Consider the following 17,530-nt stretch of genomic DNA (forward strand, 5'->3'; position numbering starts at 1 on the left):
GTTTTTGGCTGATGTTTTCGCAGACTAATTGAAACAATCCTACCAAATTCGCAGATTATTTATGTAAAACATCAGATGCCTTTTGACTTTTCCTTAACGGGTGACAAGAAGGCTAAACAGCTTGTTTTATCAGGGATAGAGCCTGAAAACCACGTTGGAAAAAGAGGCGTTTATGAGGCTTGAGAGCGATTAAATTCAGAGCTAAATCAGCCCATAATTCCATGCCATACATCCATAGTTGTCCGTAGAGAGCAAAGCTAAAATCACTCTGACGTGGGTACTTATCCTGATGTTGTTGAATACGTCCGGCATAAGTCTCTATACTTAATTGTTTCATCCGTTGACCGTGCATAGTGGCTAAACTATAAGCAATTACAATCAATAAAACTAAGGCTAAAAAACGAGTCTCATTAACTTTAGTATCTTCTAGATTATAGCCACCAGTTTTACAATCCTTAAAGAACTGTTCAATTCCCCATCGGCATCTATAAAGACATAAAGTTTGTTTCAAAGTTGGTAAATTTGTTAGGATGTACCAAGGTTCTTTGGGTCCTTTATTTTTATATTTTCTCTTCCAATAAATAGCGATATTAAATAAGCCTAATTCATCTCCTTTACCACATCTAACTTTCTCATAAAACTTCGACATTCCTGGCTGAAATCCTTGATTTTTAAGAACTTGATATTCTTGTCCTAATTTTTCCTGGAAATAGAGGTTTTTCTTCTGACGTAGAGCAAAGTATACTCCTTGCTCCTCAAGCCATTTAGCCAGCTTGGGGCTATGAAATTCTCTATCTGCTAACACCACAATCCGACATTTTTTCAATAACTTTATTGCCGTCTTTATTAATCTTTTCTGTGTTTGTAAATTACTATTTCCCACATGATTTAATGTTTCCCAATACAATGGTAGGGCATGAGTACCCCATACTAATGTCACCATAAATATGTTCCGCCCTTTCCACTGAGTTCGGTCTAGTGCTACCATCCAATAACCATATTTTTGATACTGTTTTTTGTGAAAGTAACGGCGCTGTTGTCGATTCAGTTGCTTTGGTGTTAACGATTGTCTAATCCAATATTTTATCAGTGGAAACCATAATAATTTTACGCAGAGTTTACCTATTCCTAAAAATCTTTGTAAATTGCGTTTCCTACTTTCATATCTAATCGGTTGCGGAAATAAACTGGCTAATTTTGACAGTTTGACTTGGCGATGAGCTTGTATCAATAACAACAATATCTCCAGTGTTAGATACTGCTGCTCTGTCAAATGCTTTCGGAAAATTGTTTGATATGATTGTGGCAACATTTATTTTTTTTCTTGGGGGGCAATTTACCCCTATTTTTTACCACTTTATTTTCTCAAATTATTGCCACATCTCATCTTGAGCCACCTTGTCACCCGTTAAGTTCTTTTTAGCCTTAATTCTTTGGTTACTAGCGCCTACATCTATTAAATATTCTGGACGAATCATGCCATTTTCTATATCTAAAAGATAATCCTAATTAGATATCTTGCAGAATTGATTTTGTGTTATGATGTTTAATTTTCTTAATCTTAAGGGGATGGGATGAGATAACTAAATTGACTCCTGGGGTATTTGTAGCGATAGTTGTCATCGCCGAACGTCTGACAGAAAAAACATCACACACTCAAAAGCCAATTGATTATTAATCAAGAAATCAGGAGAAATTATTTGTACTTTTTTTGGTAAAGGGCGCTGCCATGATTTCGCCTTATTCAAAGCTAGTGGAGTTCATTTTCATCCTGAAATACAAGGTTTCCACGATAGTGGTTATCAAGGAATTAACCAATATCATAGCAACAGTTATACTCCTAAAAAAAGCCTAAAAAGAGAGAAATTTCAACTTTAGAAAAAGACTATAATCGGGCTTTAGCAAAGGCAAGAATTGGCATTGAACACGTCAATCGCCGCCTAAAAATTTTTAAGATTTTTGGTTATACATCTCGTAATCGCCGTCGTCGTTATGGTCTGCGTTGTAACTTACTAGCAGCAAGCCCTAAGTAAATTTGTGGAATAATTCAATTGGAAAGCGATCGCAAAAAGAAGCTCCCATATCCCACCTCATGATGTCTTTCACTAATGCGCTTTCTAACACAAAGGTAGCAAAGAAGGCTAAAACCGTCTCCAGTTGGTTTAAGTCTTCATCCTGACGCAAAATTTGCAGTGCTTCCCTAATTGTAGACTCATTATCTCCTCCTTTGAGAATGGGAACAAATGGCAGCAATGATGGTAGAGATTGCCGAAAAGGAATATTAACATCAATTTCCCACAGGTGAATCACACGGTAATCTTGGGTTGCGGTTAATCCCACAATACTTGATTCGTACCTGGTGGGTATTATGGTATCACTCGTTTGCAAGATATTAATTAGTACCGGGTAAGTAGGTATTTTGATTTTTACAAATGAAGGTATGATTGAAAGTTTAATTTATTTGGTAGATGATTTCAATAAACTAGCTCTCATAAATCCGTCCTTTGTGAAATGCTAAATTAAAAAATCCAAAATTCAGACATTTTTCTGAACTCTGGATTTCAAGTGTTTATTTTCAACTTGGGAATTTTGACTACACAATATTCCTAGTCACCACTTCCCGAATGCACGGTTTTCACCCATTTTAAGCGCTTTGGTCTCATGGACATCCGCGCTGTAGTACTACTCATCACTACTAACCAATGCAACATATATAAAGAGCCACGTACTGTTTGTAGCAGTAACTCAAAAGATGTAGAAATATTAAATTTCCGATCTTTCCCTATGCGCTTCAGTCCGGCAAACATTCCCATAAAAGACATAGTTACCGAAAGTGTAGTTACTGGAGCTAACATTGGTACACGATGCCGAGCCAGCGCCATTAATATATCTGGAACGGCTGCTGTAGGTAGGATATACATACTGAACATAAACATCAGCATATCCCAAGTTTTGCGTACACCCATGCGGTTTTTGCAGATGAGATCCCAGTAATCTAAATAACGTTGATAACCCCCTTCTGCCCAGCGATTACGCTGATGCCAGAGAGCGATCGCATTTGTCACACCTTCTTCCTGCACAAAGGGGAAAAATGTACATTCAATGTCCCATTTATCCAAATGTAGGCGTAAAGTCATATCCAAATCGTCAGTGATAGTCTCTTCATTCCATCCGCCACAACTTTCTAAGGCTGTACGTCGAACAAATTGACCATTACCTCGGAGTTCACCAATACCACCAATGGCAATACGTTGTTGTTGAAACCACGTATCCAAAGCCATTTCTGCCATCTGCCCCTTAGTCCAAAAATTTTCTTTGGCGTTAGCGATCGCTTTTCGCACCTGTACCGCCCCCACCTTTTCGCGTTGGAATAAAGGTGCTACCTGTAGCAGTAAGTCTGGTACTACTTGAGCATCAGCATCAAAAACTGCGACAATTTCGCCCTTTGTCAAGGGTAATACCTGATTTAATGCTCCTGATTTGCCACCACTAGCTTCAGTGGAACGTCTGAGAACCTTAAGTTGTTTATATTCAGGCTCTAGTGCGGCTAATAAATCCGGTGTGCTGTCGGTGCTGTTATCGTCAATAATCCAGACTTCATACTGTCCATCTGGATATTCGAGACTACAAAGATTTTTAACTAATTTACTAATAACGGCTTCTTCATTTTTTGCTGCTACTAAAAGAGATACAGATGGAAAATTCCCCTGCATTTCTTTGGTGTAGCGTCGGGGTTTGGCAAATACCACCACTAAAGCATGAAATCCCAGGAGAGTAGTCAGTCCTAGAATAAATATGGAACCCCAAGAAGCTAGATGTAAAGCGATTGTACCGCTCCACACCACAGTTAAAACTAGAGCAGCTTTGCGTCTACGTCCTTGAAAACGGGATGGTAGAGACATAGAATCTACCTCTACCACTGTTTCCTCCTCATCTGCCGATGGTTCGGATAATAGGGAGTTAAGTTGGTCAAGCTCGTCGTAATAATTGTTTTCAGGCCAGGGATTCGCTGGCATAGGTTACCTAATTCAAAACTATTTCAGCAGAATTTTGATGATTGCGTAGGAGTTTCACCTTGGCTTGTTCATTTTAGCATTTCACTACTGCATAAATAATATTTTGATGGTGTGGGTCAACTTTTTCCTCCTTTAAAGGGATGAAGAATTTCGCAAATTTAGTTGAAAAACTGGAGATCAGGCTAACTTTCCACACTGGGGATTCAGTGAATTAATCTAGCTGAGTGTGAGTAAGAGAGATTTTGTGGGAAGAATATTTACATCTATTCATAATCATCAATCACCTGGGAAATATTCAAATATGACCATTGATAAACTCCAGCCGGCCAATCCACAACAAGCAAGCGTTTACCTACCTTATATTCAGAGTGCAAAGCGTAATTTTTTACCATTAGCCCTGGGTCTGTACCAACAAGGTATTTTGGAAGGAGAGCGCAAAATAGAAGGTGGTGAGAGCATTCCCTTTGTCGCTTCTTGGAATGTTGCCACTTTACCTTCCGATTTAACACGTTGTCGGATACAGTTTGACGGTAATGCTGACCTCAGCTATGAAGTGATGATGGCCAGTTTTGAATTTATGAATTTTTTAATTGAACTGATGGAAAACTATAAGCGTTATCGTTTCACTGATTTTTCACAAGTTTTTTACCGCAAGGTTTTACGGGTAGAGGAATAAACCTGCAACAGCCTTGACACTCCCCGCGATAAATCGACGGGGATTCTTGGTTCAACGAAACCACTTAACCTAGAGTCCTTGCGTCATCTAGACCAGAGGTGGGATTCTCCCCAAGCGTTAATTCGGGTATGCCCTACCCTATTTGCATTAGTGCAAGTCCTGTTTTGTTTGAAACAATTTGTTTCAAAATGCTGATTCGTCTAGTCCCTATAAATCTTTTACCTACTGCTAGGAGGAAACTAGAATAATGCAGTAGAACCGCATAGATTCAATTATCAAGGTTCAGTGCTTTGTCTTTCGACGGCTAGGTTTTTTAAGTGGTTGATTACCTTTCCACTACAATTACTATAGCAGAATACTGGTACACTAATGAATTAAAAGCCGTCGTAGAACTACGGGGCTTTAAACCCAATCTTTCGGTAAACAAGAGGCAAAATCTCCTCAAAAAAAAAGGACTTTTGGCAAAACTGACTTGGTTAACACTCCAGCCTGTTGCCGGAACCAACTAAAATTAGGGAACACCTAGCTTGGTTCTACTTCCTTTTGCAATTAGGAGTGCATGCGTGCCAAAATCTGCTAAATGTTTGCTGATTGGCTCAACCGAGACTTATAGTGGTAAATCTGCAACGGTTTTGGGTTTATCTCATCAGCTACAGCAAAAAGAACTAGATATTGCCTACGGTAAACCGCTAGGCACTTGCTTTAGTGCATCTGGCGGCTCCGTAGTTGAGGAAGATATCCAGTTTATTGCCGATAGTCTAAATTTGCCAACAAACCGTGTGGCTGCCACAATACTGGCTTTGAATGAAGTCAATGTCCAAAAACGCTTGCGCGGTGAGGATAAAACTGATTATAGGCAGCTATTAAAACAGCAATATTTACAAGTTTCCCAAGGAGATTTAGTGTTGCTGGAGGGGCCTGGTGATTTGACGCAAGGACATCTGTTTGATTTGTCTTTGTTACAGGTGGCTGAGGCTTTGGATGCGGCTGTACTTTTGGTAGGTCGTTATAATTCACTGCTGTCTGCTGAGGCTTTCTTGTCTGCTAAACAGCTGGTAGGCGATCGCCTAGTGGGAGTTGTGATTAATGATATTCCTCCCGAACAGTTAGAAATTGTTAACGCTGAATTATGCCCATTTTTAGAAAAGCAAGACATTCCTGTACTTGCCACCTTGCCGAAAAGTGATTTGCTCCGCAGTGTCAGCGTTGGTCAACTGGTTAACCAGTTAAATGCTGAAGTTCTTTGTCGCGGCGATCGCTTGGATTTGATGGTTGAGAGTTTGGCAATTGGGGCGATGAATGTCAATTCGGCTGTGAAGTATTTCCGCAAACGCCGGAATATGGCAGTAGTCACAGGAGGCGATCGCGTGGAAATTCAACAAGCCGCTCTAGAAACTTCTACACAATGCCTAATTTTAACTGGACAACTACCACCACCTCCATTTATTCTGAGCCGTGCTGAAGAGCTAGAAATCCCCATTTTATCGGTGGATTTAGATACCCTCACTACTGTGGAAATCATTGACCGGACTTTTGGGCAAGTACGAGTACATGAACCAATTAAAGTTCAGTGTATTCGTCAGTTAATGACCGATAATTTTGACATTGATCGGTTGTTATCTAAACTAGGTTTGACTCCCGCAGGGAGATTATCTTAGACGCACCGGAGGGAAGAGGCAGGGGAGTGTGGGGAGTGTGGGGAGTGTGGGGAGTGTGGGAGGTGTGGGGAGGGTGGGGAGAAAGATTTTTAGTCCTCAATACCCAGTTCCTAGTTTCTAGTCCCTAATTCCCAGTCCCCAATCCCCAATCCCCAATCCCCAATCCCCAACCCCCAATCCCCTGAAAGGCATGATCTGCGAAACTAATTGCATCAATTGTTGCGCCTTAGATATTCCACTTCTGAAGCCAACATCAGGAAAATGTAGCAATATGTAACTCAAGTTGGCTTTTCACCTACACTCTGTTTGGTAGAATAGCTGGGTTGTTTCATCTGATTACGACCATCTTTGAGCCAATCAACAGACCTTACCAAACTCGATACATTAGCGCAGGAACTGGCGACCATCCAGCAAACGGGTTCTAAACGAATCGCCTTACTGGGTTCTCGTCATGTGCCAATTACGCATCAAAATTTGATTGAAATGATGACCTATGCCCTGGTTTTATCAGGTAATCGGGTCATCACCTCTGGGGCTACAGGTACAAATTCAGCTGCCATTAAGGGAGCAATGCGTGCTGATCCCAATTTATTGACGGTGATTTTACCCCAAAGTTTGTCACGCCAGCCCCATGAGTCACGTCAGCAATTAGAGCAGGTGATGCATCTGGTGGAAAATCCCAGTAATGATAATCTGTCTTTAGCCGAAGCTAGTTATATTTGTAATAAGGAGATTATTTCTCGCTGTCAGCAACTGATTTGTTTTGCATTTCACGACAGTCGCACCTTGCTGCAAACTTGTGGAGATGCAGAAGAACAAAGAAAAGTGGTAACGCTTTTCTATTTTGACTGAAGTGCAGTAAATCCTTGCCCAGGTCATGATAGATATAGGAAACTGCGAATTGGTAATGGGTATTTGGGTTAGCCAATTTACCTATTACCTGTATCGAAGCTATGTAACAAATACTACAGATTGGTTTAATGATGCTATCGGCACTGCCTGTATCTACTATTCTTTTGTATTCTATTGCTGCTGCTGTGCTGTTGGTTTATCTGCCGTTTTTATTGGTAGCTTATGCCCGTGTGCAGATTGGCTATGAAGCGCTGGCTACTCCTCGCGCTCAGTTTGATAAATTGCCCCCCTATGCTCAACGAGCAACTTGGGCGCATCAAAACTCCTTTGAAGCATTTACGTTGTTTGCCACCGCAGCATTGATGGCGTATGTAACTGGTGTTAATTCTTCTACAGCAGCAGTGGCGGCGATCGCCTTTGTTGTGGCGCGTTTGCTATACTCAATTTTTTATATCTTGAATATACCCCTATTGCGATCGTTAATGTTTGCCACTGGCTCTCTTGGCTCTGCTACTCTCATAGTTTCCAGCATTATTCAAGCTACTAGTTAAGAATTAGGGAGTAGGGACTGGGTACTGGGGACTGGGGATTGGGGACTGGGGATTGGGGATTGGGGACTGGGAATCTTTCTCCCCACCCTCCCCACACCTCCCACACTCCCCACACCCCTCTTCTCCCCCCTGCACCCCTGCCTCTTCCCGCCACACTCCCCACTGTAAAATCTGAAATCTAAAATTGTTTATGGCTTCTACATATTCCTTTGACGTTGTGAGTGACTTTGATAGACAAGAATTAGTCAATGCTGTCGATCAAGTTGTACGAGATATCAAAGGTCGTTATGACCTCAAAGATACTCAAACTACTCTTGAATTAAAAGAGGAAAGCATTAATATCAGCACTGACAGCGAGTTTACCTTAGATTCAGTTCACAACATTCTGAGGGAAAAAGCCGCCAAGCGTAACCTTTCTCAGAAAATTTTTGAATTTGGCAAAGTTGAATCAGCTAGCGGGAACCGTGTACGTCAAGAAATTACGCTCAAAAAAGGTATCAGTCAAGAAATTGCTAAACAAATTTCTAAATTGATTCGAGACGAATTTAAAAAAGTACAAGCCTCAATTCAAGGTGATGCAGTGCGGGTTTCAGCTAAAGCTAAAGATGACTTACAGGGTGTAATGCAGCGTCTGAAACAAGAAGATTTTCCTGTAGCTTTGCAATTTACCAATTATCGTTAATGCTGAAATTGAGTAATTGATAGCTGGGCATTGCCCAGCAATTAACTAAGATCCTCCGCCCACGCTTTTTTGAAAGGCTGGACGCTCAGACATACGTTTGATATAATTCAACACTCCTGGATAGGCGCTGAGGTCTAGTTTCAGCATGATGGGAATGTAAGCCAACATAGAACCTACTGCCACATCAGCAACGGTAAATTCATCACCCAAAAGAAAAGATTGTTGCTGAAAAATTTCATTTAAGGGAGTCAATAAGCGGGGCATTTCCCGCTCTCGATTTGCTTCTACAAAAACTCCAGGGCCAAGGGTAGCATTAGCAAACAATACCCATTGGGAGAATATACCCCGCTCTTCTGGAGAAACTGAGGTTTTGCTGTATTTATCGGCGAGATACAGTAAAATTGCCCCTGATTCCCAAAGCTGGAAATTACCATCCACAATTGCGGGTACTTTACCCATTGGGTTAATTTTCAGGTACTCAGGCTGCTTGTGTTCCCCCGCTTGCATATCTAGCATGACAAATTCATAAGGAACTGCTAGTTCTTCTAAATACCACTGAATGATTGAGGCTCGGCTACGAGCGCCACCGTAAAGTTTTAGCATAATTATTTGAGATCAAAGAACTTTGTGAGTGTGGGAATGCTGTTTTACGTTGTCTTCTTTATTGACAACTCTAGTGGCATTGAGTACACGCTTACGCTCAGTAGAATAGTTAAAATCTGTGTAGGTTGTACCTAGAGGAATCAGGGTTGTTGCTGTTTGACGACGCTTGTAGGTGCGAGCCGCAGCAAATACCCGTGGTGCAAATTCTTCGGCAAACTGAGCCGATTCTGGAAAGCCCTGTGGTAATAGGGGTTTATCGCCATCCAAGACAGATCCTAGTGTGGTAGCACAAGCTAACTTATAGGAAGTGGGAATCCCTTTGTATAAGGCTTCTAAAGCAGCAGAAGGAATTGGTTCTACAACTTCAACTTGATAAACTTCCCCATCTTCTTTGATGAAGCAGGTTGATAGACCTATAACTATATAATCGTCAGCAGCTAAATCAGGTGCGTGTTGATCAGAAATTGCTGTTGTCATCAAAAATTTTCTCAATACTTAAAAATTATCGCCATTCATCCTTAGCCTGACTGAAGTAGTTACTGAGTTGAGGCTTGTTGGCATTCTACCAATTTGTCGCCCCCTCAATGATTACTCTTTAAGATTGATTTTTATTATTTCTGGAATTTAACTTAGGGGTGACGTATTAATTATTAAGTTCGAGCATTAATTATTTAAGTAAGGCGAGTTCACTTTTTCGCTGGTTGTCTATGGGATCTAAAATTCGGCTACCATACGGATGCTAAAGTAATCATAGACACCTTATTAAGTGACACAGGGGCGCAATTACTATCACTAAAAAAACTGTAATTTAATTGGGAAGAGCAAGTAGCTCACGCAAAATAATATGAATAGCCATTCATTTTTAGCTTCTGGTAAGCAGCAAAATAAAAGATATAATTTTGTATCACATCGCTCTTTTGATGCTTTTGGGCAGAAAAATCAGGGTCGTAGTGGGTCGGCTTTAGGAGATAACTGCTTGCGCTCTTGCGCTTTGAGTTCAGCTCGTCAAGGAGATTATGCTGAGGCGATCGCCTTACTGACTGAATTAATTGAACGTCGTCCCCAAAATTCCGTTGACTATAACAACCGGGGATTGATTTATTTTCAGAGTGGTGAAATGCTAAAAGCTTTGGGAGATTACAACACAGCAGTGCTATTGAATCCCAATTTAGCTAGCGCTTATAACAATCGAGCTAATTACCATGCAGCGCGCTCAGAATTTACCGCCGCACTTGCTGACTACGACCGAGCGATTGATGTGAATCCGGGTTATGTCCGGGCGCGGATTAACCGAGGGATCACCTTACGTGATTTGGAGGAATACGAAGAGGCTATTGATAGTTTTGAGGTAGCAATGCTTTTCGGTCAATTAGAAGGGCATATTTGGGCAGAAAGGGGCAGAACTTATCATCTTTGGGGTGATTGGAATTGTGCGATCGCCGATTATCGTCGCGCCCTGACTAAACTACCCAAATTAGCTGGACAAGGAGATATGTCTGGTTACAGATTACGTTTACAACTGGAAAATTGGTTAAACGAGCTGTTATGTCCCCAAAATCTCTATTAATAGAATCTTGTTAGGGAATCTACGGGTGTTGAAGTGTTTTAGTGCTAACAGAGAGAAATGACAATTAAAAATGCCAAACAAGAGGAATTTCTAATTGTCAATGGGAGTATGGTGATTGACCATCAGCCAATCGCACTGCATACAAAAATTCAGTATGTATAGACAATCACGCCCGTAAGCAAATTTGATTTTTCCATATAAATTCTGAATATTGTTCTTAGGGTAATAACTCTAATACTTCAACTTCCTTACCATCTTGATGCACAAATACTACTGGAAGTTGATGAGGGTCAAATCTATAGGCTTGCTGTTGTCTAATACTCTGAGCTTGATGGGGATCGAAATTACGGTTAAATTCGCTTTGCAAATTCTCTACCCGTGTTTGCATCAGCTTTACTTCAGTCCCAACTTCTCGCAATCGGTCTTGCTGTGTCAATTGATAAGGCACAAGTTGCACGAGAGCAGATATTGCTGCGGTGGATATAGCCAAGTTAACCGCTATTTTTGCAGTGGTTTCCAGAGCCATAAGCTGGTAAGAACGTTGACGAAGATGCCGTTTTGGGCGAGGAACAGCCCGGCGTTTTTGTATGGGTTGTAGCGGTGGTCTAGACGGTTGACTCGCGTTCATTATGCTAAAAAAACCTTACTGATTGAATGGCAACATCATAGAAAGCACACTGATACTATTAAAGCTGGATTTAGCTGTCATATTACTTCATTTTTCGCAAATTGCTACACGTGTATCTTAAGTTAAATTGTGACAATATCTACTTAGATGCTCGGTATTCAAAAGTTTTCAGCCTTCACCTGTCACTATCCGGTTTGTTGGACAATTATGTTTCTAATTACCAGTTATGGTGATTATTGATGCAAAAACTGTTGTTAGCCGCCATTTTTCAGCCTGTGAGTAGAATTATGTGGCTAAAGACTTATTTTGTTTAACTTGTAACCTGTGGGCATATTGGTATTTATGCCAGATTTGCGCCTATATAAACCGTAATTTACACAAATAAATAGTTTTTTAATATACTAAAAGCGGAAACTCAGAATATAGCGGCGAATTTAAAGGATAAATACAACAACCAGGACTAGCCTGATTGTTGCGTGAAAGTGGAGCGATGTTAAATATGCCCCACCTACCATGTCAAAACATGGCGTTATTTATAAAGTTCTGTGGCTAAACGCCAAGCCAAAATTCCGGGAATTAGGGCTACAGCTAGAGCAATGTACACTTGAGTGTCTGAGATAGGCACGGTTGGAACCCTCCTGAGCTAGAAATGAATATTGAACAGTTCGTTTACTACTTTTCACTGTTTTACCAAGAATGGGGAATATCTTGTAACAAGATGCAACAAAAGCAGTGATTAAGCAGTACCTATTAGTCATTTTGCGTTAAAAAAATTTATAAAACTATGAATTTTTATTTGGGGATCGATTTCGGCACTTCTGGCGTTAGGGGTGTTGTGATTAATCAAGAAGGTTGCACCCAAGCCGAAATTAAGTATCCTTGGCCAGATGAGGCGGTTTCTGACTTAGCAACTGCTTGGGAGACGGGTTTATTTTGGCTGCTGAGACAAATACCTGAGAATTTGCGCCGAGAAGTCAAAGCGATCGCCATTAATGGTACTTCCTCTACAGTCTTGCTGTGTGATGCTGCTGGTAAGCCGATAGATGCACCTTTACTGTATAACGATGGGCGGGGATCAGTGATGCTGGAGCAGTTGAGACATATTGCACCACCGCATCATAATGTATTAAGTGCTACTTCTAGCCTCGCCAAATTGTTATGGATGATGCAACAACCTACTTTTAGCAAAGCCAGATATTTTCTTCATCAAGCCGATTGGTTAGGATTTCTGCTGCATGGTTATTTGGGTTTTAGTGATTATCACAACGCTTTAAAACTAGGCTATGACGTGGAAGAGCTAAAATATCCAGCATGGCTGGAGAAACTGCAATTACCGATTCAGCTACCGAAAGTTTTAACTCCTGGTACTCCTATAGCCAAATTGCGCCCGGAAATAGCCACTCAGTTGAATTTTCCTGCTGATTGTTTGGTGTGTGCGGGGACAACTGATAGTATTGCGGCTTTCTTGGCTAGTGGGGCTAAATCGCCAGGGGAAGCTGTGACTTCTTTGGGTTCGACGTTGGTAGTTAAATTATTAAGTCGGACGCGTGTGGAGGATGCACGATACGGTATTTACAGCCATCGTTTGGGTAATTTGTGGCTGACTGGGGGAGCTTCTAATACTGGGGGGGCGGTGCTAAAGCATTTTTTTAGTGCGGCTGAGTTGGGAAGGTTGAGTGGTGAGATTGATGTTACTCAGGCTAGTGGGTTAGATTATTATCCTTTGTTGCGGGCGGGCGATCGCTTTCCGATTAATGATCCCGATTTACCGCCACGATTAGAACCACGTCCTGATGATCCGGTGGCGTTTTTGCATGGGTTGTTGGAAGGTATGGCGCGGATTGAGGCGCGTGGGTATGGTTTGTTGCAGGAAATGGGGGCGGATAGGTTAATTCGTGTTTATACGGCTGGTGGTGGGGCGGGGAATAGTGCTTGGTGTGCTATTCGGGAGGGTGTTTTAAGGGTTTCTGTGGTTTCTTCGGTGCAGACTGAGGCGGCTTTTGGTTCGGCGCTTTTGGCTATGCGGGGGGTGGATGGATTTGATTAACGAACCGCAAAGGGCGCAAAGTACACGTTCGCGTAGCGTCTCCCCTTGGGAGAAGGAAGATAAGAAAGAAGGAAGGTTAAGAGGAGAGGATAATGCGTTTGATGCCGTCTTTGAGGAGAGGGACGTTAAAGTTGATGAGGAGGGCGAGGGGGTGTTTGGTCATTTTCAGGTACGAGAGGACTTGTGCTTCGTGTATTGGGGTGGGGCTAGGTTTTGGACGGCTTTCAATTCGATAATTAGCGAGTTTCCTACTAGAAAATCTAATTTACCTTCACCGACTGGACGACCTTTGTAGTGTACTTTGACTGGATACTCAGACTGGTGAGGTATCTCGCGCATCAGAAATTCTTCCCTCAAAGCCTTGTGATATACCTCCTCCAAAAACCCAGAACCTAAAATCCTATGTACCTCAATCGCCGCCCCAATCACTTCATAAGCCAGATTTTCTAGCTGACCATTTGGCTGTCTCATCTTTACTTTCCTCCTCTTCCTTTGTGTACTTTGCGCCCTTTGCGGTTCGTTTCCATCAAACCCTATGGCAAAATTTATTAAAGTCCCTCCAAACTTAATATTCCCAGCATGACCGCAAACATTACCAACCTCCCCAGCCTTTACGACCCATTCACTACCGAAGCCAAATGGCAAAAATTTTGGCAAGAAAACCAAGTTTACAAAGCCGACCCCAACGACCCCGGTGAACCTTACTGCATCGTCATTCCCCCTCCCAACGTCACCGGCAGTTTGCACATGGGTCACGCCTTTGAAAGCGCCTTAATTGATACCCTCATCCGCTACCACCGCATGAAAGGGCGCAATACCCTATGGGTTCCCGGAACTGACCACGCTAGTATTGCTGTTCACACGATGTTGGAAAAGCAACTTAAAAAAGAGGGTAAAACTCGCTACGAACTGGGACGCGAACAATTTTTAGAACGGGCTTGGCAATGGAAAGCCGATTCTGAAGGTACAATTGTGAATCAGTTAAAACGCCTGGGTGTCTCAGTTGACTGGACACGGGAACGGTTTACTTTAGATGCAGGTTTATCAAAAGCGGTTCTGGAAGCCTTTGTCAGTCTCTATGAGTCAGGTTTAATTTATCGTGGCGAATATTTAGTCAACTGGTGTCCCGCTTCTCAGTCTGCGGTGTCTGATGTGGAAGTGGATAATCAAGAAGTTGATGGTCATCTTTGGCATTTCCGCTATCCTCTCAGTGATAATTCTGGGTTTGTGGAAGTGGCGACGACTCGACCAGAAACTATGCTTGGTGATACAGGTGTGGCTGTTAATCCCAATGATGACAGATATAAACACTTAATTGGTAAAACCTTAACTCTGCCAATTATGAATCGGGAAATTCCGATTATTGGTGATGAGTTTGTTGACCCGAAATTTGGGACTGGTTGTGTCAAAGTGACTCCAGCCCATGATCCCAATGATTTTGAAATGGGTAAGCGTCACAATCTACCATCAATCAATATTATGAATAAAGACGGGACTCTCAATGATCAAGCTGGGGAGTTCCAAGGACAAGACCGCTTTGTGGCTAGAAAAAATGTGGTTTCTCGTTTAGAGGCCGATGGTGTACTGGTGAAGGTGGAGGATTATAAGCATACTGTTCCTTATAGCGATCGCGGTAAAGTCCCCGTTGAACCATTACTATCTACTCAGTGGTTTGTCAAAATTCGCCCAATGGCTGATAATGCCTTAGAATTTCTCGACAATCAAAATACGCCGGAGTTTGTTCCCCAACGCTGGACTAAGGTTTATCGTGATTGGTTAGTCAAGTTAAAAGATTGGTGTATCTCTCGTCAATTATGGTGGGGTCATCAAATTCCGGCTTGGTATGCTGTCAGTGAAACTGGTGGTCACATTACCGATAATACGCCGTTTGTCGTTGCTAAATCAGCAGATGAGGCTTGGGAAAAAGCTAAATCACAGTTTGGTGAAAATGTCCAGCTAGAACAAGACCCAGATGTATTAGATACTTGGTTCTCTTCTGGACTCTGGCCGTTTTCTACTTTAGGCTGGCCAGAACAAACTCAGGATTTAGCGACTTATTACCCTAACAGCACTTTGGTAACAGGCTTTGATATCATCTTTTTCTGGGTAGCTAGAATGACGATGATGGCGGGACACTTTACTGGGAAAATGCCATTTAATGATGTTTACATCCACGGGTTAGTGTTGGATGAAAACGGTCAAAAAATGTCAAAGACTAAAGGTAATGGTATTGACCCACTGTTATTAATTGACAAATATGGAACTGATGCGCTGCGTTATACCTTAATTAAAGAAGTTGCGGGTGCTGGTCAAAATATCCGCTTGGAATATGACCGCAAAAAGGATGAGTCTGCATCGGTGGAAGCATCTCGGAATTTTGCTAACAAGTTGTGGAATGCCGCCCGGTTTGCGATGATGAATTTGGATGGACAAACTCCGGCACAACTGGGTCAACCAATCCCTACAGAGTTAAGCGATCGCTGGATAATTTCCCGTTATCATCAAGTTATCAACCAAACGAGTAATTACATTGATAACTACGGTTTAGGAGAAGCTGCAAAAGGTTTGTATGAGTTTATCTGGGGTGATTTCTGTGACTGGTATATTGAATTAGTTAAATCCCGGTTACAAAAAGATGCAGATCCCGCATCCCGCAAGGTAGCACAACAAATTATTGCATATCTGCTGGAAGGAATTTTAAAATTACTCCATCCTTTAATGCCTCACATTACTGAGGAAATTTGGCAAACTTTCACCCAACAACCTGCGGATTCTTTACAAACTTTAGCTTTACAATCCTATCCTGAAGCCGATAATAACCTGATTAATCCAGAGTTGGAAGCACAGTTTGATCTACTTATTGGCACAATTCGCACAATTCGCAATTTACGCGCTGAGGCGGATATTAAGCCAGGGGCAAAAATTACCGCAAATCTGCAAACTGATAATCCCCAAGAACAACAAATCCTCACTGCTGGACAGGCTTATATTCAAGATTTGGCTAAGGTAGAGAATTTCACGATTGTTTGTACTGAGCGCCAAAGTGCTGGTGTTCAAGAAGCATCTAAAAAAGTGGAAATAACCCCTAAAGTTGTGGAGAAAAAACCGCAGAGGGGTTTGAAGACCATTGGTTGGATAATTGTGGCGCTTGTGTTTGCAAGGATAGGTTTAGTTACAGGAAATACGGTTTATCGAGTTCCTTTAATTGGGACATTTTTTGAAATAGTTGGTTTTGGGTATGCGTGTTGGTTTGTTGTGCAAGTTCTTCTGAAAGCTGAGGCTAGACAAAAGTTATTATCTCAGTATTTCCCCCAACTTAATGGTGAAAAAATCTTACCAACCGAATCACCAAAAGCCCCAGCACCAGAAAATGCGATCGCCGGAGTTGTCGGTACTGTACAGGTCGTAATTCCTTTGAGTGGTGATGTGGTAGATATTGCTACCTTGCGTGCCAAACTGGAAAAAAGCCTGAATAAAGCGGAAACTGAGGCTAACTCTTTGCGTGGACGGTTAAGCAATCCTACATTTGTGGATAAAGCGCCAGCAGAGGTAGTGAAGGGGGCGAGAGAGTCTTTAGCGGAAGCGGAAAAACAAGCGGAAATTTTGCGCGATCGCCTGCGTACTTTAGTGTAACTGTAATGGGTAACAGTTGAGTTACAGCACTTTGTAAGTGAATGAAGTACACATACATCTTAAGATTATAAATCTTGTGGGGTGGGCATCTTGCCCGCCCTGTACTTAACTCAGATGAAATGTGAACTTAAGCAATATTTTGGCAATTCAAATCTGAAGCTAAAGCCATGTTATATCTAGCTCAAGTCCATAAAAATCAATTTTCAGACAAGTATCAGTTACGCTTATTAGCACGTCAGGAAACTGACAACTTGTGGGTAGTTATGGCGGAAGAAACTTTAATTCCTTTGGAAACAGAAACTACCGTGAGTGAAAAACTGCTAGTTTTAGTGCAGCTTTCTCCCACAGGTGATATTGAAAGTTTAGAAGATGCTAGTAGCTGGGTAATAAATTTAGTTCAAACTTATCTGACCATTGGGATCACACCAGCACAGTTGCAACAAGAAGCAGAACGGGCGGAAAGTTGGCGACAATCTCTAACTTTACAAAATCAAGATTTAGCCCGTCGTTCTCTAGAATTGGAAGCCCGTCGGGAACAGATTCAAGCCTTAGAAGAAAGTCTGAAACGTTACAAGAATCATCCCCAGAAAAATTCAGGTTGATGATTCAAGTATTCA

16 protein-coding genes and 3 pseudogenes are annotated in these 17,530 nt (G+C 41.8%); 11 read left to right on the forward strand and 8 right to left on the reverse strand.

The features are described 5' to 3' along the window. Positions 1–112 precede the first annotated feature (112 nt). Positions 113–1,312, reverse strand: coding sequence for an IS4 family transposase (locus ACM0OP_RS01225; RefSeq protein ID WP_414526567.1), 1,200 nt, complete (start codon positions 1,310–1,312; stop codon positions 113–115). 325 nt (positions 1,313–1,637) lie between these two features. On the opposite strand from ACM0OP_RS01225, the pseudogene ACM0OP_RS01230 reads away from it, so the two are divergent. Continuing rightward, a pseudogene (locus ACM0OP_RS01230) lies at positions 1,638–2,033 on the forward strand (transposase family protein); the annotation flags it as partial. 46 nt (positions 2,034–2,079) lie between these two features. Here the strand turns inward: ACM0OP_RS01230 and ACM0OP_RS01235 are convergent. Further along, positions 2,080–2,427, reverse strand: a pseudogene (locus tag ACM0OP_RS01235) (RpnC/YadD family protein); the annotation flags it as partial. A 179-nt stretch (positions 2,428–2,606) separates the two neighbouring features. Further along, positions 2,607–4,016 (reverse strand): glycosyltransferase family 2 protein, encoded by a 1,410-nt coding sequence (locus tag ACM0OP_RS01240; protein ID WP_414526568.1) that lies wholly within the window; start codon positions 4,014–4,016, stop codon positions 2,607–2,609. Positions 4,017–4,317: 301 nt separating this feature from the next. On the opposite strand from ACM0OP_RS01240, the gene ebsA reads away from it, so the two are divergent. The 6 genes from ebsA (at position 4,318) to ACM0OP_RS01270 (ending at position 8,435) form a co-directional block, all read left to right on the forward strand. Continuing rightward, on the forward strand, positions 4,318–4,692 hold the full coding sequence (gene ebsA, locus ACM0OP_RS01245; RefSeq protein ID WP_414526569.1) for a type IV pilus biogenesis protein EbsA: 375 nt from the start codon (positions 4,318–4,320) through the stop codon (positions 4,690–4,692). A gap of 317 nt (positions 4,693–5,009) precedes the next feature. Then, positions 5,010–5,201 carry a hypothetical protein gene (locus ACM0OP_RS01250; protein ID WP_414526570.1) on the forward strand — a complete coding sequence of 64 codons (192 nt, stop codon included), beginning with the start codon at positions 5,010–5,012 and terminating at the stop codon, positions 5,199–5,201. A gap of 54 nt (positions 5,202–5,255) precedes the next feature. Next, positions 5,256–6,350 carry a phosphotransacetylase family protein gene (locus tag ACM0OP_RS01255; protein WP_414526571.1) on the forward strand — a complete coding sequence of 365 codons (1,095 nt, stop codon included), beginning with the start codon at positions 5,256–5,258 and terminating at the stop codon, positions 6,348–6,350. A 348-nt stretch (positions 6,351–6,698) separates the two neighbouring features. Then, positions 6,699–7,202 carry a DNA recombination-mediator protein A gene (locus ACM0OP_RS01260; RefSeq protein ID WP_414526572.1) on the forward strand — a complete coding sequence of 168 codons (504 nt, stop codon included), beginning with the start codon at positions 6,699–6,701 and terminating at the stop codon, positions 7,200–7,202. 128 nt (positions 7,203–7,330) lie between these two features. Then, positions 7,331–7,753, forward strand: coding sequence for an MAPEG family protein (locus ACM0OP_RS01265; RefSeq protein WP_462362458.1), 423 nt, complete (start codon positions 7,331–7,333; stop codon positions 7,751–7,753). 190 nt (positions 7,754–7,943) lie between these two features. After that, the gene (locus ACM0OP_RS01270) at positions 7,944–8,435 is read left to right on the forward strand and encodes a YajQ family cyclic di-GMP-binding protein (RefSeq protein WP_414526573.1); all 492 of its coding nucleotides are present in this window, start codon (positions 7,944–7,946) and stop codon (positions 8,433–8,435) included. A 45-nt stretch (positions 8,436–8,480) separates the two neighbouring features. On the opposite strand, the gene ACM0OP_RS01275 is transcribed toward ACM0OP_RS01270, so the two are convergent. Continuing rightward, positions 8,481–9,038, reverse strand: coding sequence for a glutathione S-transferase family protein (locus ACM0OP_RS01275; protein ID WP_414526574.1), 558 nt, complete (start codon positions 9,036–9,038; stop codon positions 8,481–8,483). 12 nt (positions 9,039–9,050) lie between these two features. After that, positions 9,051–9,515 carry a hypothetical protein gene (locus ACM0OP_RS01280; RefSeq protein WP_414526575.1) on the reverse strand — a complete coding sequence of 155 codons (465 nt, stop codon included), beginning with the start codon at positions 9,513–9,515 and terminating at the stop codon, positions 9,051–9,053. A gap of 367 nt (positions 9,516–9,882) precedes the next feature. Between ACM0OP_RS01280 and ACM0OP_RS01285 the strand changes: the two genes are divergently transcribed. After that, a complete protein-coding gene (locus ACM0OP_RS01285; protein WP_414526576.1) occupies positions 9,883–10,605 on the forward strand; it encodes a tetratricopeptide repeat protein in 723 nt (240 codons plus the stop codon). A 217-nt stretch (positions 10,606–10,822) separates the two neighbouring features. Here ACM0OP_RS01285 and ACM0OP_RS01290 read toward each other — a convergent pair whose 3' ends face one another. Then, a complete protein-coding gene (locus tag ACM0OP_RS01290) occupies positions 10,823–11,233 on the reverse strand; it encodes a slr1601 family putative cell division protein (protein WP_414526577.1) in 411 nt (136 codons plus the stop codon). A 529-nt stretch (positions 11,234–11,762) separates the two neighbouring features. Then, positions 11,763–11,858: a photosystem I reaction center subunit XII gene (gene psaM / locus ACM0OP_RS01295; RefSeq protein ID WP_006196319.1), complete on the reverse strand. Its 96-nt coding sequence runs from the start codon at positions 11,856–11,858 to the stop codon at positions 11,763–11,765. Positions 11,859–12,017: 159 nt separating this feature from the next. Here psaM and ACM0OP_RS01300 point away from each other — a divergent pair, with 159 nt between their 5' ends. Then, positions 12,018–13,280 carry an FGGY-family carbohydrate kinase gene (locus ACM0OP_RS01300; protein WP_414526578.1) on the forward strand — a complete coding sequence of 421 codons (1,263 nt, stop codon included), beginning with the start codon at positions 12,018–12,020 and terminating at the stop codon, positions 13,278–13,280. A gap of 76 nt (positions 13,281–13,356) precedes the next feature. On the opposite strand, the pseudogene ACM0OP_RS01305 reads toward ACM0OP_RS01300, so the two are convergent. Continuing rightward, positions 13,357–13,751 (reverse strand): annotated as a pseudogene (locus ACM0OP_RS01305) (GxxExxY protein). 108 nt (positions 13,752–13,859) lie between these two features. Here ACM0OP_RS01305 and ACM0OP_RS01310 point away from each other — a divergent pair. Both ACM0OP_RS01310 and ACM0OP_RS01315 read left to right on the forward strand, forming a co-directional pair. After that, positions 13,860–16,913, forward strand: a complete 3,054-nt coding sequence (locus tag ACM0OP_RS01310) for a valine--tRNA ligase (protein ID WP_414526579.1) — start codon at positions 13,860–13,862, stop codon at positions 16,911–16,913. Positions 16,914–17,080: 167 nt separating this feature from the next. Continuing rightward, positions 17,081–17,515, forward strand: coding sequence for a hypothetical protein (locus ACM0OP_RS01315; protein WP_414526580.1), 435 nt, complete (start codon positions 17,081–17,083; stop codon positions 17,513–17,515). Positions 17,516–17,530 lie beyond the last annotated feature (15 nt).

It is taken from the genome of Nodularia chucula CCY0103 (assembly GCF_963923915.1).
In the GTDB taxonomy this organism is placed as follows: domain Bacteria; phylum Cyanobacteriota; class Cyanobacteriia; order Cyanobacteriales; family Nostocaceae; genus Nodularia; species Nodularia chucula.